A 24,164-nucleotide genomic window follows, 5' to 3' on the forward strand; every position below is an offset into this window, starting at 1 on the left:
CAGATGACGCAGAAGGTTCAGTCCTCCAGCCCGCAGCCTGACCTCCATGCAGGAGAAACCGGGTGGAAAAAACGGCTGAAGCACCTGCCTCATCTGGTCGGACTGCTGCTCATGGTCGCCGCCATTGTTGTGGTGCTGCACGAAGTGCGACATCTGAAAATGGCGGATATCCGGCAGGCCATGGAGGCTATTCCTGCTATTCAGTTATGGGCTGCCGTGGGTTGTACCCTGCTGTCCTACTTCATTCTCTCTTTTTACGACCGGCTGGCCGTCATACAGGTCGGTTATGACCAGTTGCCATTCCGCCGGGCTGCTTTTGCGGCCTTCTGCTCGTATGTGTTGTCGCATAATCTGGGGTTTTCCGCCGTTTCTGGTGCCGCGGTCAGGTATAGGCTGTACCGGAACTGGGGCGTAAACGCCTTTGCCATTACCCAGATCATAGCCTTCTGCTCCGCGACCTATTTGCTGGGTGCAGCGGTGCTGATTGGCGCCGTGCTTATTCTGGAACCTGCTGTTCTGCCGGGTATTGGCAACCGCGTGCCGCAAGCGGTGCTGGCCTTTGTGGGGGGACTGTTGTGGCTGGCGGTGGCCGGGTATATCGGGCTGGCATTCCGGGTGCGGGAGTTCCGCTTTCGGAAATGGGTGATCGAACTGCCCACTCCCCGTATGGCCATCATGCAAACCTTGGTGGCAGCGGCAGAGGTGGCCGCAACCGCCAGCATAGCCTTTGTGCTGCTGCCCAAAGGATGCGGGGTGGATTTCGGCTCTTTTCTGGCCATCTATATTGCGTCGTACACGGCAGGGCTGGTTGCCAGCGTACCCGGTGGGCTTGGTGTGTTTGATGGTGCCATGCTGTTAGCCCTTGGTCCCTATATGCCCGCCCCACAGATTTTGGGCATGGTGCTGATCTTCCGGCTTTTTTATTACATCATCCCGCTCTTTCTGGCGGGGATCATGTTTGCCGGGCATGAGCTTTTCCTGCGTGGGGATGCGGCTCTCGCTAAAAAGAAAAACCGTAACAAGACTGTGGATGCGCAGGTTGTACGTCGCAGGCCCAGCCAGGTTGTGCGCGAGAGCGAAGCGGCTTTTTCCGTTGCCGTGGCAACAGGAACGGTCTCGCTTTGTGGGGTGCTGCTGCTCTGCCTTGTGCTGATGGAGCCTGTGCCCAAATTCTCCATGCTGCCCGATACGTTCGCCGGGTTAGTGCATATGGGTGGGAATTACCTGCTCTCCCTTATGGGGGTTGCGCTGATCAGTCTGGCTATTGGCCTTTCGCAACGGGTCACGTTGGCATGGCGGGGGGCTTTGGGGCTTCTGCTGCTTGCAACGGTTATGACCTTCCTGCGCGGCAACACTATTTTTGTGCCGTTTATGCTGGGCCTGTCCGCCCTGTTCATCGCCCCGTTCCGGAACTGCTATTACCGGCGGGCCAAGCTGTTGAGCGAACCGCTCTCTTTTTCCAATCTGTTGTGTCTGTTGCTGCTCTTTGGGTGCGTTATAGCGCTGGCGACACGCCATGCTGGCATGGGGAGCTGGTGGCAGCTTATGCTCTCGTCCCCCGCGCATGGGGCGGTGCGTTGGACGGTCGCATTGGCCGTGCTGTTGGCGCTGGTGGTGCTGGCGCGCCTTATGTGGCCAGCACGTATTCCCATCCAGATATGGACGGAAGATGAGGCCAAGCATTACGGAACCCTCGAACATGCCCTGCCGGACATAGCCAGCATGAAGCCTGAAGGCTTTGTGGAAGGTGAGGCGGGAGAGGCGGTTATCCCCTTTATCTGCCGGGATAATGTGCTGATCGGGTTGGGTGACCCCGCCGGTGAGGAAGATGACAGTATTTCTGCCATCTGGCGTTTGCGTGACCTGGCGTTGCAGCAGGGGCTTCGGCTGGCCTTCTGGCATGTGGGGGACAGCTTTGTCCGAATTTACAATGATATCGGGCTGAACGTGTGGCCATTGGAAGATGGCAGCAATGCTAACCTGTGCTATCCGCCGGGAGATATTGCTCTGGTTTCGCGTTTTGTAAAAACCTATAAGGACAGCCGGGACGTCACAAACGTTCCTCTTTGACCCGTTTTATAGTCGGGCGCTGTTTTTCCCCATTGGAGTTCTGGGCAGGGTTATGTCGGTTCATCTCCCCGAAATTCTGCTAAGCGGTAATGTTATCAGAACTGCGGCTTCTTCCTTTCTGCTCGCGTTTCCTGCTCTTTTTTCCATCGTAAACCCGTTTGGCGCAGCGCTTATTTTTGCGCAGGCTTCTGCTGGTCGTTCCCAGCAGGAGATTATGGCGCTGGCGCGACTGGTTTCGTTTTACTCTTTTATGCTGGTCATTGTTTCGCTCTGGCTGGGGAGCATTGTACTGGCGTTTTTTGGCATAACCGTGAATGCCCTGCGTGTGGCGGGTGGTCTGGTTGTGGCCGTACGGGCTTGGGCTTTGCTGCAAAGCCCCGAAATTGTGGAAGCGCAGAAGGAAAAGCAGGCGCTACAGGGCGGGCGCACGGTTATGGCGCCCAACTGGGCGGATTCTGCATTTTTTCCGCTGGCCATGCCGTTTACTGTGGGACCGGGCACCATTGCGGTCGCCATTGCCCTCGGCTCTGGCTGTCCGTCGGGCCAGTCTTTTTGGGCCTATACGGTTGGCACAACAATTGCAGCCATTTGCGTGGTGCTTATTGTTTGGGCCGCTTATTCCAGTTCCGAAAAACTAGTGTCCATGCTGGGGGTTACCGGTACGCGCATTGTCAGCCGGTTGGCGGCTCTGGTTCTGCTGTGCATCGGGGTGCAGATTCTGGCAGCGGGCGTGCAAGGGTTTGCAACGGATATGTGGCACAACCTGCTTAAAGGTGAGCACCACTAATTTTGGCGAGCGCGCTGTTGGATGCCCCGCCGGTTGGGCGGGGCGTGGACGTTATTCCGCTACGAGTTCGCTCACAATGGCTTCAAACGCACCAAGCGCCGTTTTCAAGCGGTCCAGTTGCAGTTGTGCCTGCTCGGCAAACCCATAAGGTGGTTTGATCACCAGAAGCCCCGCGCCATTCAGCATGTCGGGGTTATGGGGCGGGCGCATCAGGAGCTCAGCAACCAGTACGTTACGGTGCCCGGCCAGTTCCACGTTGGTATGGAACTGGCGCACCGGCGTTCTGTGTTTGATGGGGTACCATACGGCAACCATCCCCGTAGCAAAGCGGGAGCGAATGGTCTGGAGTGCCTCTGCCAGCCGGTCAAACTCGCCGGGTTCTTCAAACGGTGGATCAATCAGCACAAGGCCGCGTCTGGCGTTTTTGGGGGGTAGGAGCGCACGCAGGCCTTCATACGCATCACGTTCGTGCACGGACACGTTGGTCTGGCCTGCAAACAGGCGGTAGAGGGTACGTTTATCCTGCGGGTGTTTTTCGCAGCAGATCAACTGGTCCTGTGGGCGCAGCATCAGCGATGCCAGCAACGGCGAACCGGGATAATAGCGTGGGCCTCCCGCTTTGCGGACCAGTTCCAGCCATGGGCTCAGTGGGCTGTCTGGCGCTTCGGACCAGAGTTTTCCAATGCCCTCGCGGTATTCGCCGGTTTTTTCAGCTTCGGGGCTTTCAAGGTCGTATCGGCCAAGACCCGCATGGGTGTCCATGACCAGAAAAGGCGAGTCCTTGCGCAAAAAATGCTGAAGGAGAGTGACGAGCAGGGTGTGCTTCATGCAGTCGGCAAAATTGCCAGCGTGGTAGATGTGTCTGTAGTTCATGCAGGGGTCTGACCGGGTTCAAAGCGTTGGGCCATTTCTTCCAATGGCCAGCGTGGGCGTGGGCGCAACGTGGTGTTGTTGAGAGGCGGCAGGCCGCGCTCGGCATTTTCGCGCCATGTTTCAAGGGCAGCCCAGCCAACCATGACGGCGTTGTCCGTGCAGAGTTTGAGCGGTGGTGCGGCAAAGCGTAGGCCTCGCTGCTGGGCTACGGCCTCTAGGCGGGCGCGCAGCGTGGTGTTGGCGGCAACACCACCCGCGGCGACCAAGAGGTGTGCTTGCGGCATCATATCCAGAGCATGGTTGATGCGGTCGGCCACAACATCGGCCACCGCCTGCTGAAAGGACGCGGCAAGGTCGGCGGCAAACTGGTGGGGTAGCGCGCTGGAGCCAAAAGGTGCCAGTTTTTGTGCAATGGCGGTTTTTAGCCCGGAAAAGGAAAAGTCACATCCCGGTCGGTGCAGGAGTGGGCGGGGGAGGGCTATGGCATCCGGGTTGCCTTGGCGGGCCAGTTTTTCCACCGCCGGTCCGCCGGGCCAGCCAAGGCCAATCATCTTGGCTACCTTGTCAAAGGCCTCACCCGCCGCATCATCTATGGTGCCGCCCAGCTTGCGGTAACGACCGACCCCTTCCACCGCAATGCACTGGCAGTGCCCGCCTGAGACCAGCAGGAGCAGGTAGGGAAGGGCGCGCCACCGGGCACAATTCCGGGTAGGCGGGCTGTCAGGGCGTGGGCTTCTACATGGTTGACGGCTACAAAGGGGATGTTCAGGGCCAGAGCCAACCCCTTGGCAAAACTGGTGCCAACAATCAGTCCGCCAATCAGGCCCGGCCCGGTGCTGGCGGCTATAAAGGCAAGGTCCGTGGCGTCCATGCCAGCATCCTGCAATGTTGCCTGCACCAGACCGGGCAGCAGCGCCAAATGGGCGCGCGCGGCTATTTCTGGCACCACGCCGCCAAAATCCGCATGTCCATCCTGCGAGACAACGCGCTGGGCAAGGCAGGTGCCATCGGGAGACAGAATCGCACAGGCTGTTTCGTCGCAGGAAGATTCAATGGCCAGAACTGGCCCGGCAGGCTGAGTCGTGGCGGAAGAGACACTCATGGACGCACCATAAAAAAAGCGGTATTCTTGCACGGATGCAACGGATGGGGAGGGGCGGAATGTTTTTCCGGTCGCGCAAGTTTTTCAGACCAGCCGGGCTTCATCGTATCTTGTCCTTTCTCCATTCCCGGTAATAGACACATCTTATGGATTCAGCCTACCCTTCCTCAACCGTCCTTTCTCCCGCTTTGCAGGAGGTTGCGGCGGAAGCTGCTGCACGCCAGAAAAAGGCAGGCAGCCATTCGGGACGTCACTCCCTGCCTTTACGGGTAGGTACGCGTGGGTCACCGCTTGCGCTTGTTCAGACACGCGCATTCCTGACAACGCTGACACGCTTCTGCCCCATATTGCGGGATATGAACGCGTTTCAGGAACACCAGATCAACACCACAGGTGATCAGGTGCAGAACCGGCGTCTGGCGGAAATTGGCGGTAAGGGGCTGTTTGCCAAGGAAATTCATGAGGCACTGGCTGACCGGCGGATTGATTTTGCCGTGCATAGCCTCAAGGATCTGGAAACAACATTGCCGCCGGGGCTGGTGCTTGCCTGCACGCTCAAGCGGGAAGATGCGCGCGATGCCCTGATTCTCGGCCCCCGGTTGGAGCAGTCCAACCCGGACGACCCCTATTCGGCCCTTCCGCAGAATGCACTGGTCGGGTGCGCCTCTGTGCGTCGTCAGGCACAGATGCTCCATGTCCGACCGGACCTTCGGTTTGGCCTCCTGCGTGGCAACGTGCAGACCCGACTCGACAAACTGGCCGCCCGCCAGTGTGATGCCACACTGCTTGCGCTGGCTGGCCTGCGTCGGCTGGGTATGGCTGAGCGCGCCAGCATTGTTCTGTCTCCTACCGTTATGGTGCCAGCCGCAGGGCAGGGTATTGTCGGGGTGACAGTACGTGAGGACGATATTGAACTGCGCGAACTGCTGGCCGCGATAGAAGATTACGAAGCACGGGCTGTTGCTACTGCCGAACGCGCTCTGCTGGCAGAGCTGGATGGGTCATGCCGTACTCCCATAGGAGGGTATGCGCAGATGATTCCCGTTGTGGCGGGGGATGCCCCCAAACTGCACCTGACTGGCCTTGTAGCGCGGGAGGACGGCTCCTTCCTGCTCAAACGGAGCATCAGCGGTGCACCAGAGGATGCCGCACGGCTTGGGCACGAACTTGGGTGCAGTCTGCGTAAAGACAGCCCGGCCGATATATTTGAGGAAAACGCGTAACAGGCCAGAGGCCCATGCCGCTGCGTGGTGTTATTATCACCCGGCCCGAACCGGGATTGAGCGAGACGGCGTCTGCCGTTGCCCAGTCTGGGTGGGTGCCGGTTCGGGCCCCAGCTCTACGCATAGAGCGCTGTGCTGTAGGGCATTTGCCTAGGCACCCTGCCGCCTTGTTGTTGACCAGCGGGCAGGCTGTTGGCGCAGCGGCAGAGGCCGTCAGTTTGTCGGTGCCAGTTTTTGCCGTAGGGAACCGTACAGCCCAAAAAGCACAGGCCGCTGGTTTTACAACTGTATGGAGCGCTCGTGGTGATGCGCAGGCGTTAGCCCTGCTGGTGGCTGGGCGCTGTAAGTCGGGGCAGGGGCCGCTTCTGCTTTTTTCTGGTGCCGGTCAGGGAATGGATCTGGCGAATACCCTGCGGGCGCATGGTTTTAAAGTCGTGCGTAGGGTGGCATATCGGGCTGAGGCCGTGGCCGATTTTCCCGCAACGCTCAGGCAGGCACTACACGCCCGTCAGATTGCGGCCATTCTGTTTTTTTCTGCCCAGAGCGCGCAAAACTGGCTGGCTGGTGTGCCACGTGGAACACTGCGCGCGCAGGTACGGTCCTTGCGGGCTGTGGTTATATCCGATGCCGTAGCGCAGGCCGTCCGTGAGGCTGGCTGGCTGGGTCCTGTTGACGTTGCTACAACGCCAGATGCCCCGGCCATGCTGGAAGCTTTGGGGGCTTTTACCTCATAACAAAAAACCCGGCGCCACAGGGGAGCCGGGTTTTTTGCAAGCGGTGCCGTAGTGGCCAGTGTGCTTATGCGTGGCCTGCTGCTTCGGGGAATTCAGCGCGGCGGGCCTGCCACAGAGCCACAAAGTCGATCGGCTGCAACACGATGGGGGGGAAGCCGCCGTCCCGCGTAACATCGCTGATGATGTTGCGTGCGAAGGGGAAGATCAGACGGGGGACTTCAACCAGCAGGATCGGCTCCACCAGTTCGGCGGGCGGGTTGGTCAGGGTTACAACCGCAGCATAGACCAGCTCCGTCAGGAAGACGGTGCGTCCAGCGGGGCCGTTTTCCGTTTCCGGGGCTTCCTTGGCTTCAGCCTTGATGCTCAGGGTGACCTCGTAAATCATCTGGTCATCCTGCAGGCGGTTGGCCTGCACATCAATGTTCACACCGATCTGGGGCTGGGCACGCAGGGTGGCAAAAATTTCTGCCCCAACGGGCACTTCAAAGGAAAGATCGCGCGTGTACTGGAGGTTAATGGCCAGTGGCAGGGCGGGCGGAACGGACTGGGCAGTATCGGACATTGATGACAGCTTCCTGCTCTCAAACGTATTGGGTTCTCTTAGGCGGTAGCATGACCCGCCGGGTTAGCCAACACTCCAATCGGGCGGAACCGGGCAGGAATGTGCGTAGGGCAGACGCTCCAGCGTAGCTTGGGTTTTTACGGAGAAAGGGGAAGCCAGTCCCCGTTTTCCAGACTTTGGCCACTGAGTTCGAGCAGGAACCACCAGTGCGAGACCACCAGAGTCTGACCATCCTGTGCTTCCCGCCGCATTTGCTGGCGAAAGTGCTCTGCACGTTGGCTTAGGGCATGGTCTGGCTCCGGCAGGGGAGACCACCACTGTTCAGGCAGATGCGAAAAATCGAGGTGCGGCCAGTCCTGCGCCAGAACCGATGCAGGAGAACCTACATCGCACGAGTACATGCCCCGTTCACGCACAAGGGGTGTAATTTGCGGTGTCAGCCCCAGAGCGCGGGCTATGGGAGCCGCCGTTTGTAAGGCCCGCGTAAAAGGGGAGACCAGAATACGGCTGATTCCCTTATGGCTCAGCTCCTCTACCAAAGCATAAGCATGGTCCTGCCCGTGGGCGGAGAGCGATGGGTCCGTAACAGCAGGGTCCCGCCCGCTCAGGTTATACAGGCGGTTGAACTCACTTTCGCAATGACGCAGTATGATCATGGTTGCCTGACTGGTTTTAAAAAACAGGAATGGTCTTTTACAAGGGCGGGCGGGCTGGTATTCATTGTATCCGCAGTCCGTCGTGACTATGTGATAAAGAGAGCCCAAGGGAAAGCGGGTTTCCCTTACAATATACAAACCTGCAAAAGCTTTGTGCAGGCAGCTTGGTGGACGTTCAACAGATGGATTTTTCTCTCGACCACTTTCCGGTCGATCTGGTTCTTCTGGCTTTGGTAGCCGCTTTTCTGGCTCTGCGGTTGCGGAGTGTTCTGGGTAAGCGCGTTGGTATTCAGCCCCCCACCATGCCGATGCCCCCCCGTGCGGAAGTTGCCCCGCGTGCGGTGGAAAGCAAGGTTGAACCCACAGGTCCCGCAGTTGAGTACGATGTGCCCGCTCCCGGCACCCGTGTTGGCCAGTTGCTGGCTGACATCCATCAGCAGGATGCAACCTTTAACCCGCAGCAGTTCCTGATGAGTGTGCAGACCGTGTTTACCCAGATTGTTGGTGCGTATGCACAGGGGAACCGGGATGTGCTCAAAACCTACCTGACCCCCGCAGTTTATGCCTCGTTCGATGCCGCCATAACGGCGCGGGAAGCCGCAGGACATAAGCAGCGGACCGATATTCAGGCTCTGCGCTCACTGGCTATTGAGGATGTGCGCCTGACCCAGCTGGATGTTGGTGTGGGTGCTGCCGTGGATGTGCGTATTGTGTCCGACCAGATCAGCCTTGTGGAAGATCAGGATGGGCAGCCAGTGACTGGAACAGATGCCGTAACCGAGTTTTCCGATTTGTGGACGCTGGAACGCCTGCTGGGTGTAAGTGGCAGTGGCTGGCGCCTTGCGGCGGCACGTAGTGCGTGAGTGCGGACACACTGGCTGCGGGTTCCGCAACGCCTCCCGTAAGGGCAAAACGCTATAAGGTTGGTCGTCAGGATATAGTTCTGGGCGACTGCCTGCGGGCTCTGCGGCGTATGCAGGCCGAGACCGTGGATGTTATTGTGACATCCCCCCCCTACAATATTGGCCTGTCCTACCGAAGTTACCCAGACCGGCGGGAAGAAAACGACTATCTGGATTGGATGGTACAGGTCGCGACCGAGTTGCAACGGGTGCTCAAGCCCGATGGGTCGTTCTTTTTGAACATTTCCGGCTCATCCGCACAGCCGTGGCTACCGTTTGAACTGGTCGTGCGGCTGCGGGACCTGTTTGTGCTGCAAAACCATATTTCATGGGTCAAGTCGATCTCTGTCGGGGAAGACAGTTTTGGCCACTTCAAACCCATGAACAGCCAGCGGTTTTTGCACAGAGGTCATGAACATCTTTTTCATTTTACGCTCAATGGAGATGTTCTGCTGGACCGGCTGAGTGCTGGTGTGCCGTACAAGGATAAAACCAACATTGCCCGTCGTGGCCACCGGCAGGACCGCCGTTGCCGGGGGGATGCGTGGTTTATTCCCTACGAGACGGTACGTGGACGGTCGGAAAAATTTGACCATCCGGGTACGTTCCCCATAGCCCTGCCCGAACAGTGCATTCTCCTCCACGGCAGGCAGAAGGCCAAAGTGCTTGACCCGTTTATGGGAACGGGGACCACCCTGCTGGCGGCCCAGCGCCTTGGGTGCAGTGGGGTAGGGATGGAAATAGATGCCGAATATGTGGCCATAGCCCGTACACGGCTGATGCAGGATTTGGTGAATAGTCCGCTCGCCTGATCGGTTTTCTCTATTATTACGATAAAAATAATCGCTTTGACATTTTGATGTGCATCAAACACAACAAGCTCAAGAATGAATAAAACGTATAAGAGAAAGAAATAGAACCGGGGGATCGGAGTTTGAAACGTATATTAGTATCTTTGGCCGGGCTGGGTATACTGGCTTACGGCGGTACTGTTGCTTTTTTGCAGCATTATGATCATGTAACGGAAACCGTACTGGTCGCAAATTCACCAACGCATAAAGACCCCGTTGCTCTGGCTGCATTTAACGCCATTAACGAAGCACGGTGTGATTACTGCCACGCAACTGGCCGCGATCTGCCATTTTACTTCCGTCTTCCGGTAGCAAATACCATTATGACCAAGGACCGGAACCAGGGTCTGCGTCACTTCCGTATTGAGCCAGTGCTGCACGCTTTTGAGCATGGCACTCCGCCAACAGAGGAAGAACTGTCGCGCATTGAGGAAGTCATTGTGCAGAACCGGATGCCGCCTGCGCAGTACCTGCTGCTGCACTGGCATGCGCATCTGTCCAATGCCGAGCGGCAGGCTATTCTGACATGGGTGCAGGAAACCCGGCGGAAGTATTATGCCAATACGGGCGCAGCCGAGGCCTTTGCGGCAGAACCCGTGCGCCCGGTGCCTGAAAGCGTGCCAGTTGACCCAATAAAAGTTGCGTTGGGCCGCAAGCTGTTCTTCGACAAAAAACTGTCGGGTGATAACACGCTGAACTGCGCAAGCTGCCATGGGCTGGACAAAGGGGGCGTGGATAATCTGGTTACGGCAACCGGTATTGGTGGCCAAAAAGGCCCGATTAACGTGCCAACCGTGTACGACGCCTACTTTAAGGTCGCTCAATTCTGGAATGCCCGTGCGCCTGATCTGGTCGCGCAGGCTGCTGGTCCGGTTATGAACCCGGTGGAAATGGGGTCGCACGACTGGGCTGAAGTGGCCGGAAAACTGGAGACCGATCCAGATTATGCAGGCATGTTCAAGGCCGCTTTCGGGCCGGATGTGCAGGTTGGCCAGCAGACCATTACGGAAGCCATTGCCGAGTTTGAAAAAACTCTGATTACGCCAGACAGCCCGTTTGATGAGTATCTGAAGGGCAAGCAGGACGCGATCAGCGCGCAGGCCAAACGTGGATACGAGCGGTTCAAGGCCATTGGTTGCTCGGGTTGCCATAGCGGTATTGGTGTTGGTGGCGGCGGTTATGAAGTCATGGGGCTGGAGTCCGATTACTTCAAGGACCGTGGTGGCAAGGAAACGGATGCGGATGAAGGCATTTACGCGATTAGCCACAATGCAGCAGACCGTAACCGCTTTGTGGTGCCCACCCTGCGCAACATTGCCCTGTCGGCACCATACTTCCATGATGGCAGCGTAAAAACGCTGGATGAAGCCGTCCGCAAAATGGCGCACTACCAGACGCCGGACAGCAACCCGTCTGATCAGGATGTGGCGGACATTGTTGCTTTCCTTCAGACTTTGACCGGCAAGTATGACGGCCATTATCTGACGGACATCAAACAGTAAAAATAAGGTCATGCGGGGCGGGCATCTGCGCAGGTGCCCGCTTTCCTGCTTGAATAACGGCTCGCTCACAGGTGATAAAGCCTGCTAGGCGGGCCGTTTGTATTTGCGGCTGACCTTGCTTGGGCCAGATTGGCAGGAATAAAGAAACGGTAGGTACAGGGTGGTCAAAAGGCGGCGTCAGTTACAGGAGGCGGAAAAGCAGCTCTGGGCGCTGGTCGTGCGCGATGTTGCGCCGCTGACAAGCGCCAGTCTTGTCCCCCCTACCGCAGATACGTCTTTTACCGTGGATGTGCCTGCACAGCGCGAGAACATTGCGCCGGTCGCACCCCAAAATTACAAAAAAAAGCAAATCTGTTGGGGTGCGGAACAGCAGCCTGCTTTGGGCAGAGCGCCCGCAAACGCCTGTTCCTGCTCCTGTTACCTTACGGCGCGGTCCTCCCATTGCGGAAAAAATTGGCCAGCGCCAACCTGGTGTGGATGACTATAGCTGGCGGCGTTTTCATCAGGGGGACATGCGCGTGGAAAAGCGTCTGGACCTGCATGGCATGGTGGCGCAGGAAGCCTTTGTTCGTCTTATGGAGTTTATGGACGTTGCCGCCCACCGCGGTTTGCGCTGTGTGGAAATTATTACAGGGCTGGGTACAGGGCAGGAAGGCGGCATTTTACGGCGCGAATTGCCGCATTGGCTGGAAAGGCCGGAAATGCGCTCCCGTATTCTGGGGCTTGCTTACCCGCATGTGGGTAACAAGGGGTCTGTTCGGGTTTTACTGCGCAGGCGTAAGCGGTAAAGGCGGCGCACTTTTCCAGCGTGGCAGGTTAAGCGCAAGCCAACGGCGTAATGCCAAGTTTACATTCACGTCGGGCATAGTCATGCCGTAATAGGCAATACATTTGGCGCCGGACACAAGGGTCTGCCCATTGGCGAGCGCAATCTGTTGTAAATCTAGTTTGCTGGCGCAGGTATCCGCCGCATGACGCCAGCGTGCGACTTTGGCAGGCGGGGTGAGTAAAGGCAGGACCAGAGCGGCTTTCAGGCTGGCGGCAGAGGCAATGGCCTGCCATGCAAGTGGCAGAAACGCAGGGGTAGATGTTCTGCGTTCACGCAGCAATATGGTGGGGAACGTTGGTGGTAGCGTTATCTCTGGCTGCGTAACGGGCTGGGTTGTGGCGCTATTGAGGAAGAGCGGGGTAAACCCTTTGCTGTCCAGCAGGGTTAGCCGCTCCTTGAGTGCTGCATCAACCGGGAGTTGGATTGCATCCACCAGTCCGCCGGTTAGGGCTGCTATGGCGGAATCGGGCGTGGCATAACCGCTTATGGGCCACGGCCGCAGGGCAAGCAGGTCAAAGGCCAGAAGGGTAGGGAGCTCTGGCCCGGTGGGGGTGGAGACCGCCACGCGGGTCGTTTTGTTACCCAGAATGGTGCCAAGTGAGCGGTGGAGGCTGACATGCCCAACAACAACACTGGGTTGGCAGATTGTCAGCACAGGCAACCAGCGTTGGTACGCATAGTGCACTCGGCTGTCCCCCGTCATGGACGCCATAAGTGCTGTGCCGGGCACCAGCAATGTGCTGGAGGCGCTGCTTAGTTGCTCCTGCGCATCAAACAGATTGGCGCCGGTAACGCCGTCCCACCCAGTGGTGAAGGACAGATCAAACGGAGTTTGTCCCAGCTCTTCCGCCATATCGGGCGCTAGACGGCTGGCCCATATGCCGCAGGGCGTTTCCGCGCTGCCAGCCACGATCAGCTTGGTTGTCTGGTCGGAAGTCGGGGTTGCCAGCGGGCCGACCAGTATATCCTCAGCCGCGTGGGCCGTGGCTGCTGCGGTCAGACAACCAGCCGCACCGCCCAGAAAAAGGCGGCGGGACAGGGCGAGGCCTTGGTGTTTACGTGTCACAGCGGGTGTGTGGATGAAAGTAGACAAACACCAAGAGCCTTCATTCTGATTATGACCGTTATATACTATGCGAAATTAACGGCGGAAACACGGCTGTTTTATTACGGCCATTTCACTTCGGGGGGCATACTCATCAGAATGGCTTCCGTATTGCCACCTGTCTTGAGCCCAAAAAGCGTGCCCCGGTCATGCAGGAGGTTGAACTCCACGTAACGGCCCCGGCGTACAAGCTGGGCATCCCGTTGTTCGGGCGTCCATTTTTCCATCATGCGGCCACGGATGATGCGTGGATAGGCATCCAGAAAAGCCAGCCCCACATCCTTGGTAAAGGCAAAGTCCTCATCCACGTTGCCACTGTCCAGCCGGTCATAAAAAATACCGCCAAGCCCGCGTGGTTCGTTCCGGTGCGGGAGGTAGAAGTATTTGTCACACCATGCCTTGAAGCGGGGATAATACTCCGGGTCATGCGCGTTGCAGGCCTGTGCGAACGCGGCGTGGAAGCTGGCGGCATCATCCTGCGCTTCGGCACTCTCTGGGAACATGGGCGTAATATCGCCGCCGCCGCCAAACCAGCCTTGCGTTGTAATGATCATACGGGTGTTAAAGTGGGCCGCAGGAACCAGCGGGTTGCACATGTGCGCAACAAGACTGATGCCGGTTGCAAAAAAGTGCGGATTTTCCGATGCACCGGGGATAGACGCAGCAAAGTCCGGTGAAAAAGTGCCTTCCACGGTGGAGACATTCACGCCCACTTTTTCAAAAACCCGGCCGCGCATCAGGCTCATAATACCGCCGCCGCCGGGGGTTCCGTCCTCGTTTTGGCGGGTCCAGCTTTTACGTTCAAAGTGGCCGGGCTCTTCATGGCCCGCCAGAACCGGGCTGTTTTGCGCGGCGGCATCGGTCTCAATGGCTTCAAATGCAGCGCAGATCTGGTCGCGCAGATTTTCAAACCATGCGCGGGCCGCTTCCTTGAGTTTGTCGTGCGAGGGGACAGAGGCGGGCTTGGTCGGCGTCATGTATAAAGCTCTTTCCATACAGGTCTGCTGCCCGGCAAGCAGAGAATCGGCTTTGGGCATTTTTTCAAGGGGTGCGCCTTAGGGGCGGTCATTGCAAGATCACCCGGTTCATCGTTAAACGGGAGCATTGTTCGTCTGCGTTGGCGGGGATGGGGGAGGAGCACTATGGCTGGCAAGCCAGTCTGCCAAAATGGGCAGAGCACGGGGCAAACGCTGCAAGGCCACCTTGGTGCACGCGCCAGAGCCTATGGCCGCCTGCCATTACCTGCGGATTTAAACTGGTGGTGGACTGTTGGGGCCATTCTATGCGCCATACTGGCCCTTATGCTGCTGACCGGTTTGACGCTGACATTGGCTTACACTCCAGATGCAGGGTTGGCCTTTGGGTCGGTTGAGGGCATAGAGCGCCGCCTGCCAGCAGGGTGGCTGCTCCGCGCCATGCACATGACGGGCGCTTCCTTTTTTATGCTCGCTCTGTATGTCCACGTGCTGCGGGGGCTGTACTACCGGTCTTACCAGTCTCCCCGTATTGGGGTTTGGATGAGCGGCTGCGTGCTGCTGGCCATGGCCATGATAACGGCCTTTGCAGGTTATGTTCTGCCCTGGGGGCAAATGTCCTATTGGGGGGCGGATGTGGCAGGCAAGGCTGTTGGCGCTCTCCCTCTGATTGGTGGCTGGCTGGAAGGTGTGTTTTTGGGCGGAGATGCACCGGGTACGCCCACCCTGCATAGAATGTTTGCCCTGCACTTTGGGCTCGCCTTCCTGATTATAGGTATGGTGATGGGGCATATTGCCGTGGTGCACGCACGGGGAAGTTCCAGCCCATCGGCCCGTCCGGCTAGCGTGACGGGTGTATTGCCGTTCCATCCTTATTTTACGGTGCGGGATATGCTGGCCATTGTGCTGGTGGCGGTCGCTTTTGTTGCCGTGCTGTGCTTCTGGCCAGAACTGATAGCCGAACCCGCCAACTACCGACCGGCCAATCCGCTGCACACTCCGGCCGATATTGAACCTGAGTGGTATTTTCTCCCATTTTACGGAATGATGCAGGCAGTACCTTTCAAACTGGGAGGGCTGCTGCTGTCTGGTGGTGCTGTGGCGGTGCTGTTTGCCGTGCCGTGGCTTGACCGCAAGGTGGGAGACGGTCAGGGCGTGCCCACACTGGCCCGTGTTGCGGCGATGCTGCTGCTTGTCTGTTCTGCCGTGGCAACGGCTTTTGCCGGGGCACATCATATGCAGGGGAACTGGCTGCTGGTGGCCCGCTTGGGCATGGTGGGATATTACGCCTATTTTCTGGCCTACTTGCCCCTGTGTCGCGTTTTGCAGCAGGGGGGCAAGGTATGATGGTCCGGCGGATAATGGCTGTGGGTGCTGGTCTTTTGTGGGCCTGTTCCGCGTTAGCGCAGCCGGGCGCGCCTGCCCGGCCAAAGCCGCAGCAGTGGTCTTTTGCGGGAGCGCTGGGCCATTTTGATCTGGCGGCAGTCCAGCGCGGTTATGCTGTTTTTGCGGGTTCCTGCGCATCCTGCCACAGTTTGTCCCAGCTTCATTTTTCAGATTTTGCAGGGATGGGGCTGCAACCTTCGGAGGTGGCGGCTTTGGCGGCCACATGGCAGGTCCCCGATGGTCTGGATGCGGAGGGGCGGTTGAAGCACCGGGCGGCTCGGCCGGATGACCCCCTACCATCGCCCTATTCCGGCCCAGAGGCGGCTCTAGCGGCTAATCAGGGTGTTGTGCCGCCCGATCTTTCACGCATTCTCAAGGTGTATCCCGGTGGAGCAGACAGGTTGTATGCCCTGCTGACCGGCTATGCCCCGCAGGTTGTAAGGCAAAAAGGGCGTGGTTTTTTTAATCCCTATGCCATTGGCCACTTTACGGCCATGTCCCCGCCGTTGCATGGCAACGAGGTGAAGTATGCAGACGGCACCGTGCCGGATGTGCAAGCAGAGGCGCGGGACGTGACAACGTTTCTGGCCTGGGTTTCTGCCCCGCATCAGGACCAGCGCCGCCGGTTGGGTGTGGGAGCGGGGCTGTATCTGTGCTTTCTTGCTGTGCTGTTTGCGATTTTAAACCGGAGAATCTGGTCTGATGTCAGAAAATGAAGTTGTGGAACCCGTTATCGGTCTTATTGGCGGGTCCGGCCTGTACGATATTGATGGTCTGGAAGACAAGGAATGGCGCACGGTGGAAACCCCGTGGGGCAAACCATCCGACCAGCTCCTGTTCGGCCGACTGGATGGCGTAAAATGCGTCTTTCTGCCCCGTCATGGTCGTGGCCACCCCATTCCGCCCTCACGTCTGAATTACAAGGCCAACATTGCGGCGCTTAAAATCTCCGGCGTAACGGATATCGTCTCCCTGTCCGCCGTTGGGTCTCTTAAGGAAGAGCTGCCGCCGGGCCGTTTTGTGATTATTGACCAGTTTATTGACCGCACCATTGCGCGCGACAAAAGCTTTTTTGATACAGGGTGCGTTGCCCATATTTCCATGGCCGATCCGCTTTGCAACCGCGTGGGCGATGTGCTCAAGGCCGAAGCCGACAAACTGGGGATCGAGGCCACGCGCAAGGGGACCTACCTTGTTATGGAAGGCCCGCAGTTTTCCACACGGGCCGAGAGCGAACTTTACCGCACATGGGGCTGCTCGGTTATTGGCATGACAAATATGCCAGAAGCCAGCTTGGCCCGTGAGGCGGAAATCTGTTACGCCACGGTCGCCATGGTGACCGATTATGACTGCTGGCACACCGAGCATGATAACGTGACGGTGGAAAGCGTTGTTAAAACCATGCAGGCGAACTCTGCAAATGCCAAGGCGCTGGTTAAAGCCGTTATTCCGGCACTGGGGAGCAAAAAGCGCGGCCTGTGCAGCGAAGGCTGTGACCGCGCATTGGAATATGCCCTGATTACGGCACCAGATGCACGTGACCCTGAATTGATGGACAAGCTCAAAACCATTGCAGGCCGTGTGATCTAACGCACAGGTCGAACAGATGGAGTAGCCTTGCAGGGATTATGCGGGCTGTAAAAACAGGCAGGCCTCGGGTCTGCCTGTTTTGTTTGTTGCTTATGCTTGCGTAGGATTTCCGTGCAGTATGGGGTCGTCCCCTCATTTACTCGAAATGGAAGCGGGACCGAACGCTGCATCCTAAAAGGAAAGTACTCGGGGTATTCAGGGAATTTTTGATTTTTAGGTCTATATTTGGGGGTGCCCAAAGGGCTGAAGCAAGCATAACCAGTGCAGTATTGGCACGCTGTAGAACCACACATTTTGTGATCTGTGGTTGAGAAAATACTGCTAATACACAGTAAATTTTAATTTTTAGGAAAATGGTGGAGGGGGTTGGATTCGAACCAACGTAGGCGTACGCCAGCGGATTTACAGTCCGCCCCCTTTAGCCACTCGGGCACCCCTCCGACTTGTTGAGCAATGACCTAAAGCCTGAACCGAGGGTTGTCAATGGCTTTGATGAATATTCTTTACCCGTGGTGTGTTAGGGTGCTTTTTCGCCCGTTCCAGTGGTTACGGAACCGTACAAAATTTACAGGTGTTGGGGTGGACAGATGCGCCAGATAGGGGAAAACCTGCATCCGGTTTTGACCATCCGACAGCTACGGGGAGTTTAGGTTTTGAGCAAACACCATACAGTCCGGCGGCACACGCCCCGTTCGTTGGCTGCGCTGGACACGCCAATAGTCTCCCTGACCGCCTACACAACACCCATGGCCCGCCTGCTGGACCCGCACTGTGACCTGCTGCTGGTGGGGGATTCGCTGGGTATGGTTGTGTACGGCATGGACTCCACGCTTGGCGTCAGTGTGGATATGATGGTGGCCCATGGGCAGGCTGTTGTGCGTGGTAGCCAAAAGGCCTGTGTGGCTGTGGACCTGCCTTTTGGTAGTTATCAGGAAAGCCCGCAGCAGGCTTTTCGTATGGCTGCGGATATCATGGCCAGAACCGGAGCCGGCTGCGTTAAGCTGGAAGGTGGGCAGGAAATGGCGGAAACCATTACCTTCCTTGTTCAGCGCGGCATTCCGGTGGTAGGGCACATTGGGCTTAAGCCGCAGGCTGTGCACGCTCATGGGGGTTTTCGCACTGTTGGGCGAGGGAGTGAGGCCGAGCAGGTTATGGCTGATGCGCTGGCGGTAGAAAAAGCCGGGGCTTTTGCCGTGGTGATTGAAAGCACAATGGAGCCGCTCTCGCGCGCAATTACTGAGGCACTGAGCATTAAAACCATTGGTATTGGGGCGTCGCCCATGTGCGATGGGCAGATTCTGGTCGCCGAGGATATGCTGGGTCTGTTCCCTGATTTTACACCAAGGTTTGTGCGTAAATTTGCCAATCTGGGGCAGGATGTGGACCGCGCGGTGGCCGATTACGCTCATGCGGTGCGCACACGCTCGTTTCCCGGTCCGGCGGAATGTGTGGGTATGGCCAAAGCCGATTGATCTGACGCTAATCGTCGTGTTGGGAACGCCCTGCACAGGTTTTCACCTGTGCAGGGGTCATAAAAGTGGTCGTGTTACTGGTAGCGTGCCAGCCACCAGGCATAGGACGGCGGCAGAACGGCATTGGCATTTTTGGCGTGCAAAATACGGGCTGCTTCGTGCGGCCAGTGCGGGTTGGCCAAAAGAGGCCGCCCAATGGTGGCAAGGTCGAGGATCTCGTTGCGGATGAGCGTATCAGCCTGACGCCCTTCGCTAATATACCACGATGTGGTCACGGGTAGCCCCGCCTCCTGTCGCACCTTGTGGGCAATAGGGGTCATAAATCCGGCACCCCACGGAATAGTGGCTTCAGGGGTGGAAAACCCGATGCTGACATCCAGAAAATCCAGCCCATGGTCTTTCATTTTGCGAACAAGGGTTATGGATTCCTCAAGTGTCTGGCTGTCGTTGCCGTCAAACTCGATGACGCCAAAACGGGCGGTTAGCGGGCGGTCTTCCGGCCATACGGCACGAACGGCATCCAGTGTTTCCAGCAAAAAGCGGCCCCTGTTTTCGGCTGATCCACCATAACGGTCCGTGCGTTTGTTGGAATGCGTGGACCAGAAGCTCTGCGCCAGATAACCGTGGGCAAAGTGCAGCATCAGCCACTCAAATCCGGCGTCACGCGCGCGTTTTGCCGCTTCTACAAAGTCATGTTTAACGCGTTCAATGTCCTCAAGGGTCATTTCATGCGGGACGCGGGGCAGGTTAGGACCAAAGGCCACGGGGGAAGGGGCAATGGGTTGCCAACCGCGTGGGTCGGATGCGGGAATATGGTCATCTCCCTCCCACGGCACATTGGCGCTGGCCTTGCGGCCCGCATGGGCGATCTGAATACCCGGTGTTGCCCCTGTTTTACGAATACTGGCTATAATAGGGGCAAAGGCCTGAGCCTGCTCATCGTTCCACAAACCAAGGCAGTTGGGGGTAATGCGCCCTTCGGGGGAGACGGCGGTGGCTTCCAGTGTGACTAGCCCAGCACCCCCACGGGCCAAAGAGGCATAATGGACACTGTGCCAGTCATTGGGCATTCCGTCCTGCGCCTGATACTGGCACATGGGGCCAACAGCAATGCGGTTGCGCAGCGTGCTGCCTTTTAGGGTATAAGGGTCAAAAAGCGTTGGCATAGTCCATGCTCCTGTTGAGTAGGGCATAACGCCCGTTAGTTCGAGTATATTCGAACTAACGGGCGACGCAAGGAAAGAGGTAGGTCAGATATTTTTATGAAGCAGTATCACCACCCTTCGGCGGAAGACCTGCAACTGTCTTACCTGCTTTACGCGCTCTCAGACCCGTTCAGGCTGGAGGTGGTGCGTAAACTGGCCGTATGCCAGCCTCAGCCCTGTGGCCCGTTACAGGATGGTCGGCCCAAATCCTCCGTGTCCCACCACTTTTCCGTCTTGCGCAAGGCCGGGGTCATTCGCACGGAGGTGGTGGGGGTAACGCATATGAATTCCCTGCGGGAACAGGAGCTGGAAAGCCGTTTTCCCGGTGTTCTGGCTGCTATTCTGGCGGCTGTTAAAACAGAACAAGCCGCAGCTTAGGGGACCAGTACAGCCGCTCCGTCAAACCGGCCATGCCGCAGGTCGTCCAGCGCCTTGTTGGCATCGCGGAGTGCGTAGGTTGTTGTGGTGGTGTGAATGCCGATTTTGGGGGCAAGAGAAAGGAAATCCAGCCCATCCTCGCGCGTCAGATTGGCAACGGAAACAATATCGCGCTCTTCCCACAGGGTATCGTAAGAAAAAGCGGGTATCTCGCTCATATGAATACCGGCGCAAACGACACGCCCACCTTTACGCAGGGTTTTGAGTGCGGCAGGCACCAGAGCACCATCCGGCGCAAAAATAATGGCGGCGTCTAGTTGTTCGGGGGGGAGTTCATCCGAACCTCCCGCCCATTTGGCTCCTAAAGAGCGGGCAAATTCCTGCGTTTTGGTGTCGTTCGGGCGGGTAAAGGCGTACACCTCCCGTTTTTGCCAGACCAGAACCTGCGCAATAATATGTGCCGCCGCGCCAAAGCCATACAGGCCAACCTTTTGCGCGTCTCCCGTTTTGCCGAGCGAACGCCAGCCGATTAACCCCGCGCACAGCAGGGGAGCGAGGGACACATCAGACCCTTCTTCCCCCATGGGGAACGCAAAATGCGCGTCCGCCACGGCCATTGTGGCGTAGCCGCCATCGCGCGTGTAGCCGGTAAAAATGGGATGGTCACACAGGTTTTCGTGGTGGCTGGCACAATAGGGGCAATGGCCGCAGGTATGACCAAGCCAGGGAATACCCACACGCTGCCCAACGTGCAGGGATGTTACGCCGCTGCCCAGCATATCAATCCGGCCAATAATCTCATGCCCCGGTGTAATGGGCAGTTTGGGGTGGGTTAGGTCGCCATCCACCACATGCAGGTCGGTGCGGCATACGCCACAGGCCAAAACCTTGACCCGTATTTCGCCCGGACCGGGGTGGGGTCTGGCAGTTCTTCCCATTGGAGCGGGGTGCGGGGGCTGTGCAGACGCATGGCGAACATGAGGGGTCTCCCTTGGTGGGTTCAGCCGGGCCTGCGGGTCTGGCACCCTGTGCCCTGCCATATGGACCGCGTTCTGGCGGCTCTGTCCTTTATGTGCCGTAGGGGCGTTGTGCGGGAAGACAGCCCCTGTGCATTGCGGGGTCACTGTAGCGGCATATCCCCGCCGTTGCGGGCAAAAAACTCCTGAGATTGTCAGAAGGGTTTAAGCAGGCGGTCCAGATAGTCCAGTTCCTGCTGCGGGCGGGTGCGGTCCGAATCGCGGCGTCTTAGTTCCTGCTCAATTTCACGCGCGCGCTGGCGGGCTACGGTATCGGGAATATGGGTGCTGTCATCGTTGTTCTGGTCCGTTCCTTCGCCTTCCTTGCGGCCGAGTGGGTCCTTGCCAGTCTTGTTTTCGTCATCCCCATTCTCGCCAGCTTGGTCAGACGGCTGGCCAGTACCATCTTCCCCAGAACCAGCACGACCTGAGCCGGACGATCCCTCGCCGTTATTGCCAAAGGAGGGCAAAAAGCTGGGCGTGCTGTTCTGGCCATTGCCTTTCATGCTGTCCTGCATCTGTTTACGGCTCTGGCGCAGGGCTTCGAGGACTTTTTCTTCAGCGGAGGCTGCTGCTGCGTCATCTCCATCGGCCAGCGCCTTGCGGGCGGCGGCCATGTTTTTGCGTGCGTCTTCAAAGGCCGCAGGAGTCTTGCCAGTCAGATCCTTGAATTCGTCTTTCAGTTCATTCAATGCCTGTTCCAGCGCGTGCTGGGTCGCGCGCTCCGTACGGCGGGCGGCTGCCTGCGCCTCGGCCTTGGCCGGGTCCGGCATGGCGGAGGGAGGCTGCGCGCCGCCAGAGCCGGATTGCGCTCCAGCGTCGGGCGGGACAGGCAGGCCCAGTCTGCGTAGGAGTTCAGATGTGGGCAGGTTGGCGTATTCGGCGGCCTCGCCATCACCATCATCAGCAAGATCATTCTGCTGTTGGGAAAGGCTGCGCAGGTGCTCGTCAATGCGGGACTGGGCATGGTCCAGCAGGCTGGTTTCCTTGTTGGTCAGGTCGTGGAGTGCCGCAGCCTGTTCGCGTGCTTTTTGCTGCGCCTGCATTTGCTGCGCCAGAGCGGCCAAGTCCTGCGGGGTGGCGTTGCGCATACGCTCCGTGGCGTTTTCCATTTCCTGTAGGCGCTGCATGGCGTCCCCCGCGCGGCCATTAGCCGCGTCGGACTGCAACTGCTTCATCAACCGGTCAAACGCTTTGTTTCCAGCAGCGGAAAAACCGGGCAGGTCTGGTATGGCCGTATGGTTGCGCAAAGCCGCATTTGCCAGAGCCTGCATCTTGCGGGCAATGGCGTCCTGCAGTTCCTTCAGGCTTTGTTCCAGCTCTTCCTGCGCCTGTTGGCTATGGGTGCCATCGCGCTTCATTTCCGCCAGTTTGCGGGAGACTTCCGCCTGTGCGGCCCGCACATCAATCGAGGCCTGAGCGCTGGCGTTATCGCCCGTGCGCCGGTCTTCTATGTCCAACGCCAGATCCCACAGCAGGTTTGTGGCGCTGGTGCGGGCGGTCTCCGTGTCTATGTCCGCATTATCCAGTAGTGCGACAATACTGGTCAGGTTGAGGAACATGCCCGTATGTTCGCGCACTGGCCCCGGTGCTTCGCCCAGTGCTTCCAAGTCCTGCGCGGTGTCTTCCCGCTTTTCCTGCTCCAACGCAAAACGCCTGCGCACATCCAGAATGGCGCGGGCGATGGGGGAATGGAAAACTCTGGCCCCCAGTGTGAATGTGGCGTCAGGACTCTGCCCTTTGTGGCCGCTGGTGGCAGTGGCAATAACTTGCCCTGTTACCTCCTGTCCGGCCCACGGGTCTTCCGACAGGTCAGGGGCCACAACATTTTTAACGGATTTTGGGTGCCCGCTTAGGGGGAGAGGGATGGTCAGCTCCCGCTTGGGGTTGGCGCCACGGGCAGGATGCGTTGCATGGAGCACGATCTGCAAGCCGGACAGGCCATAAGCATGGCTGGCCTCGTAGGGCAGGCGAGTGTGCCAGTCTCCTTTTTGGCCAGTGGCTCCGGGGTGGTCTCCCCATGCAACCTGCGGAGCCAGATCAGGCAGAACATGAATGGGCCAGTTAGCGAGCGTACGTCCCCGACCTGTTAGCTGGAGCAGGCCACCATGGGTGAGTGTAACGTCCAACTTCCAGCTGTGCGGGTCCAGTTTCTGGCGTTTTGCATCCTGTGCCACCATGCCCTGCAGGCCGCGTAATGTGGGGTGGGAGGCTATGCCGTTGACAATAACAGTCAGCCGCGCCCCTTCCTGCACCTGAGGGATGGTGTGGTTGGGGCTTAAAAAAACAGGGGCGTCCGGCGCATAGGCGGGTGGGGTAATCCACGCATCTATGTGGGGGAGAGGAACATCGGGGTCATCCCGCCCCGGTATGAAGGCGGCCAGAACCCGCCCCGGTGCGGAGGAGCCTGCGACTGCGGCGGAAATGGCAAGGCCCGCAACCAGCAGGCCAGCGCTAACCTGCCGGGCGCGCCCTTGGGGCATAAGGTTGGGCCAGCCTGCCCGCAATGCTCCCAACGAGGCCAGAAGCCGTTGCCGGTGGGCCTGCCATAATACGGCGCTACTGGTATGGGGGAGCGGGGCGGGTGTATCTGCCAGACTTGCAAGGGGGCGGTTATGCAGGCCAGAGGCTTGTTCTATCTGGCGGTCAATCTGTTCGGGCGTGGTGGCGCGTAAACGGCCCAGATCGGTATGGAGCCGCCAGCCGCACAGGCTTAACCAGCCAGCAACGCCTGCAAGGCGTAGTCCATCAGGTAGGTGTTGCGGCAGACGCAGCAGGCCTGCCAGCGTGTAAACCCCAAGCATGGCCAGCGTGGGTTGGAGGGCTGGCCAAAGCTGTTCGATATGCAAAACAAGGTTTGCCTGGCGGCGCACATGGGCCAGACGGGCCGCCAGTGCGCCGTCCTGCGCGGTTGACGCGGTCAGATCAGGTTTCAGACCGCCCATGC

At 58.4% G+C, this 24,164-nt stretch carries 19 protein-coding genes, 1 tRNA gene and 3 pseudogenes; 13 read left to right on the forward strand and 10 right to left on the reverse strand.

Annotation, left to right across the window (positions count from 1 at the left end; genetic code table 11):
- The first annotated feature begins 3 nt into the window (after positions 1–3).
- Positions 4–2,070, forward strand: coding sequence for a lysylphosphatidylglycerol synthase domain-containing protein (locus AGA_RS05980; protein WP_059023470.1), 2,067 nt, complete (start codon positions 4–6; stop codon positions 2,068–2,070).
- A 52-nt stretch (positions 2,071–2,122) separates the two neighbouring features.
- On the forward strand, positions 2,123–2,857 hold the full coding sequence (locus tag AGA_RS05985) for a MarC family protein (protein WP_059023471.1): 735 nt from the start codon (positions 2,123–2,125) through the stop codon (positions 2,855–2,857).
- Between the two features lie 51 nt (positions 2,858–2,908).
- On the opposite strand, the gene AGA_RS05990 is transcribed toward AGA_RS05985, so the two are convergent.
- Complete coding sequence (locus AGA_RS05990; protein WP_059023472.1) at positions 2,909–3,730, reverse strand: 23S rRNA (adenine(2030)-N(6))-methyltransferase RlmJ; 822 nt, start codon at positions 3,728–3,730, stop codon at positions 2,909–2,911.
- Positions 3,727–4,832, reverse strand: a pseudogene (tsaD, locus tag AGA_RS05995) (tRNA (adenosine(37)-N6)-threonylcarbamoyltransferase complex transferase subunit TsaD). Before tsaD ends, AGA_RS05990 begins: the two are co-directional and overlap by 4 nt.
- Positions 4,833–4,978: 146 nt before the next feature.
- Here tsaD and hemC point away from each other — a divergent pair.
- Positions 4,979–6,055, forward strand: coding sequence for a hydroxymethylbilane synthase (hemC, locus tag AGA_RS06000; RefSeq protein WP_059023473.1), 1,077 nt, complete (start codon positions 4,979–4,981; stop codon positions 6,053–6,055).
- 14 nt (positions 6,056–6,069) lie between these two features.
- The gene (locus tag AGA_RS06005) at positions 6,070–6,789 is read left to right on the forward strand and encodes a uroporphyrinogen-III synthase (protein WP_083503564.1); all 720 of its coding nucleotides are present in this window, start codon (positions 6,070–6,072) and stop codon (positions 6,787–6,789) included.
- 64 nt (positions 6,790–6,853) lie between these two features.
- On the opposite strand, the gene secB is transcribed toward AGA_RS06005, so the two are convergent.
- Both secB and AGA_RS06015 read right to left on the reverse strand, forming a co-directional pair.
- A complete protein-coding gene (gene secB / locus AGA_RS06010; protein WP_059023474.1) occupies positions 6,854–7,351 on the reverse strand; it encodes a protein-export chaperone SecB in 498 nt (165 codons plus the stop codon).
- A 137-nt stretch (positions 7,352–7,488) separates the two neighbouring features.
- A complete protein-coding gene (locus tag AGA_RS06015; RefSeq protein ID WP_059023475.1) occupies positions 7,489–8,007 on the reverse strand; it encodes a histidine phosphatase family protein in 519 nt (172 codons plus the stop codon).
- Positions 8,008–8,189: 182 nt separating this feature from the next.
- Between AGA_RS06015 and AGA_RS06020 the strand changes: the two genes are divergently transcribed.
- The 4 genes and pseudogenes from AGA_RS06020 to AGA_RS06035 all read left to right on the forward strand — a co-directional run bounded on the left by AGA_RS06020 (position 8,190) and on the right by AGA_RS06035 (position 12,050).
- Entirely contained in the window at positions 8,190–8,870 is a 681-nt protein-coding gene (locus AGA_RS06020; protein ID WP_059023476.1) for a Tim44/TimA family putative adaptor protein, read from the forward strand.
- Positions 8,867–9,721 carry a DNA-methyltransferase gene (locus AGA_RS06025; RefSeq protein ID WP_059023477.1) on the forward strand — a complete coding sequence of 285 codons (855 nt, stop codon included), beginning with the start codon at positions 8,867–8,869 and terminating at the stop codon, positions 9,719–9,721. Before AGA_RS06020 ends, AGA_RS06025 begins: the two co-directional genes overlap by 4 nt.
- 122 nt (positions 9,722–9,843) lie before the next feature.
- Positions 9,844–11,262, forward strand: a complete 1,419-nt coding sequence (locus AGA_RS06030; RefSeq protein ID WP_059023478.1) for a cytochrome-c peroxidase — start codon at positions 9,844–9,846, stop codon at positions 11,260–11,262.
- Positions 11,263–11,422: 160 nt separating this feature from the next.
- Positions 11,423–12,050, forward strand: a pseudogene (locus AGA_RS06035) (Smr/MutS family protein).
- Here AGA_RS06035 and AGA_RS06040 read toward each other — a convergent pair.
- Together AGA_RS06040 and hemF are read right to left on the reverse strand one after the other, a co-directional pair.
- Positions 12,027–13,157: a hypothetical protein gene (locus tag AGA_RS06040; protein WP_157065313.1), complete on the reverse strand. Its 1,131-nt coding sequence runs from the start codon at positions 13,155–13,157 to the stop codon at positions 12,027–12,029. The pseudogene AGA_RS06035 and the gene AGA_RS06040 overlap by 24 nt on opposite strands.
- Before the next feature lie 101 nt (positions 13,158–13,258).
- Positions 13,259–14,173, reverse strand: coding sequence for an oxygen-dependent coproporphyrinogen oxidase (gene hemF / locus AGA_RS06045; RefSeq protein ID WP_059024694.1), 915 nt, complete (start codon positions 14,171–14,173; stop codon positions 13,259–13,261).
- Positions 14,174–14,338: 165 nt separating this feature from the next.
- On the opposite strand from hemF, the gene AGA_RS06050 reads away from it, so the two are divergent.
- From AGA_RS06050 to AGA_RS06060, 3 genes are read left to right on the forward strand one after another with little or no spacing between them, the layout of a single operon-like run.
- Complete coding sequence (locus AGA_RS06050) at positions 14,339–15,517, forward strand: cytochrome b (RefSeq protein WP_059023480.1); 1,179 nt, start codon at positions 14,339–14,341, stop codon at positions 15,515–15,517.
- Positions 15,484–16,272, forward strand: coding sequence for a cytochrome c1 (locus tag AGA_RS06055; RefSeq protein WP_231946073.1), 789 nt, complete (start codon positions 15,484–15,486; stop codon positions 16,270–16,272). The genes AGA_RS06050 and AGA_RS06055 overlap by 34 nt, the downstream gene beginning before the upstream one ends.
- A complete protein-coding gene (locus AGA_RS06060) occupies positions 16,259–17,146 on the forward strand; it encodes an S-methyl-5'-thioadenosine phosphorylase (protein WP_059023482.1) in 888 nt (295 codons plus the stop codon). Before AGA_RS06055 ends, AGA_RS06060 begins: the two co-directional genes overlap by 14 nt.
- Before the next feature lie 354 nt (positions 17,147–17,500).
- Here AGA_RS06060 and AGA_RS06065 read toward each other — a convergent pair.
- Positions 17,501–17,586 (reverse strand) — tRNA-Tyr (locus tag AGA_RS06065).
- Between the two features lie 213 nt (positions 17,587–17,799).
- Between AGA_RS06065 and panB the strand changes: the two genes are divergently transcribed.
- Positions 17,800–18,618 carry a 3-methyl-2-oxobutanoate hydroxymethyltransferase gene (gene panB, locus AGA_RS06070; protein ID WP_083503565.1) on the forward strand — a complete coding sequence of 273 codons (819 nt, stop codon included), beginning with the start codon at positions 17,800–17,802 and terminating at the stop codon, positions 18,616–18,618.
- A gap of 74 nt (positions 18,619–18,692) precedes the next feature.
- Here panB and AGA_RS06075 read toward each other — a convergent pair whose 3' ends face one another.
- Entirely contained in the window at positions 18,693–19,784 is a 1,092-nt protein-coding gene (locus tag AGA_RS06075; protein ID WP_059023484.1) for an NADH:flavin oxidoreductase/NADH oxidase, read from the reverse strand.
- A 96-nt stretch (positions 19,785–19,880) separates the two neighbouring features.
- Here AGA_RS06075 and AGA_RS06080 point away from each other — a divergent pair, with 96 nt between their 5' ends.
- Positions 19,881–20,201, forward strand: coding sequence for an ArsR/SmtB family transcription factor (locus AGA_RS06080; RefSeq protein ID WP_059023485.1), 321 nt, complete (start codon positions 19,881–19,883; stop codon positions 20,199–20,201).
- On the opposite strand, the pseudogene AGA_RS06085 reads toward AGA_RS06080, so the two are convergent.
- Both AGA_RS06085 and AGA_RS06090 read right to left on the reverse strand, forming a co-directional pair.
- Positions 20,198–21,180, reverse strand: a pseudogene (locus AGA_RS06085) (zinc-dependent alcohol dehydrogenase family protein). The gene AGA_RS06080 and the pseudogene AGA_RS06085 overlap by 4 nt on opposite strands.
- Before the next feature lie 192 nt (positions 21,181–21,372).
- A complete protein-coding gene (locus AGA_RS06090) occupies positions 21,373–24,162 on the reverse strand; it encodes a DUF4175 domain-containing protein (protein ID WP_059023486.1) in 2,790 nt (929 codons plus the stop codon).
- Between the last annotated feature and the right edge of the window lie 2 nt (positions 24,163–24,164).

Origin of the sequence: Acetobacter ghanensis, from assembly GCF_001499675.1 — a bacterium.
Classification (GTDB): domain Bacteria; phylum Pseudomonadota; class Alphaproteobacteria; order Acetobacterales; family Acetobacteraceae; genus Acetobacter; species Acetobacter ghanensis.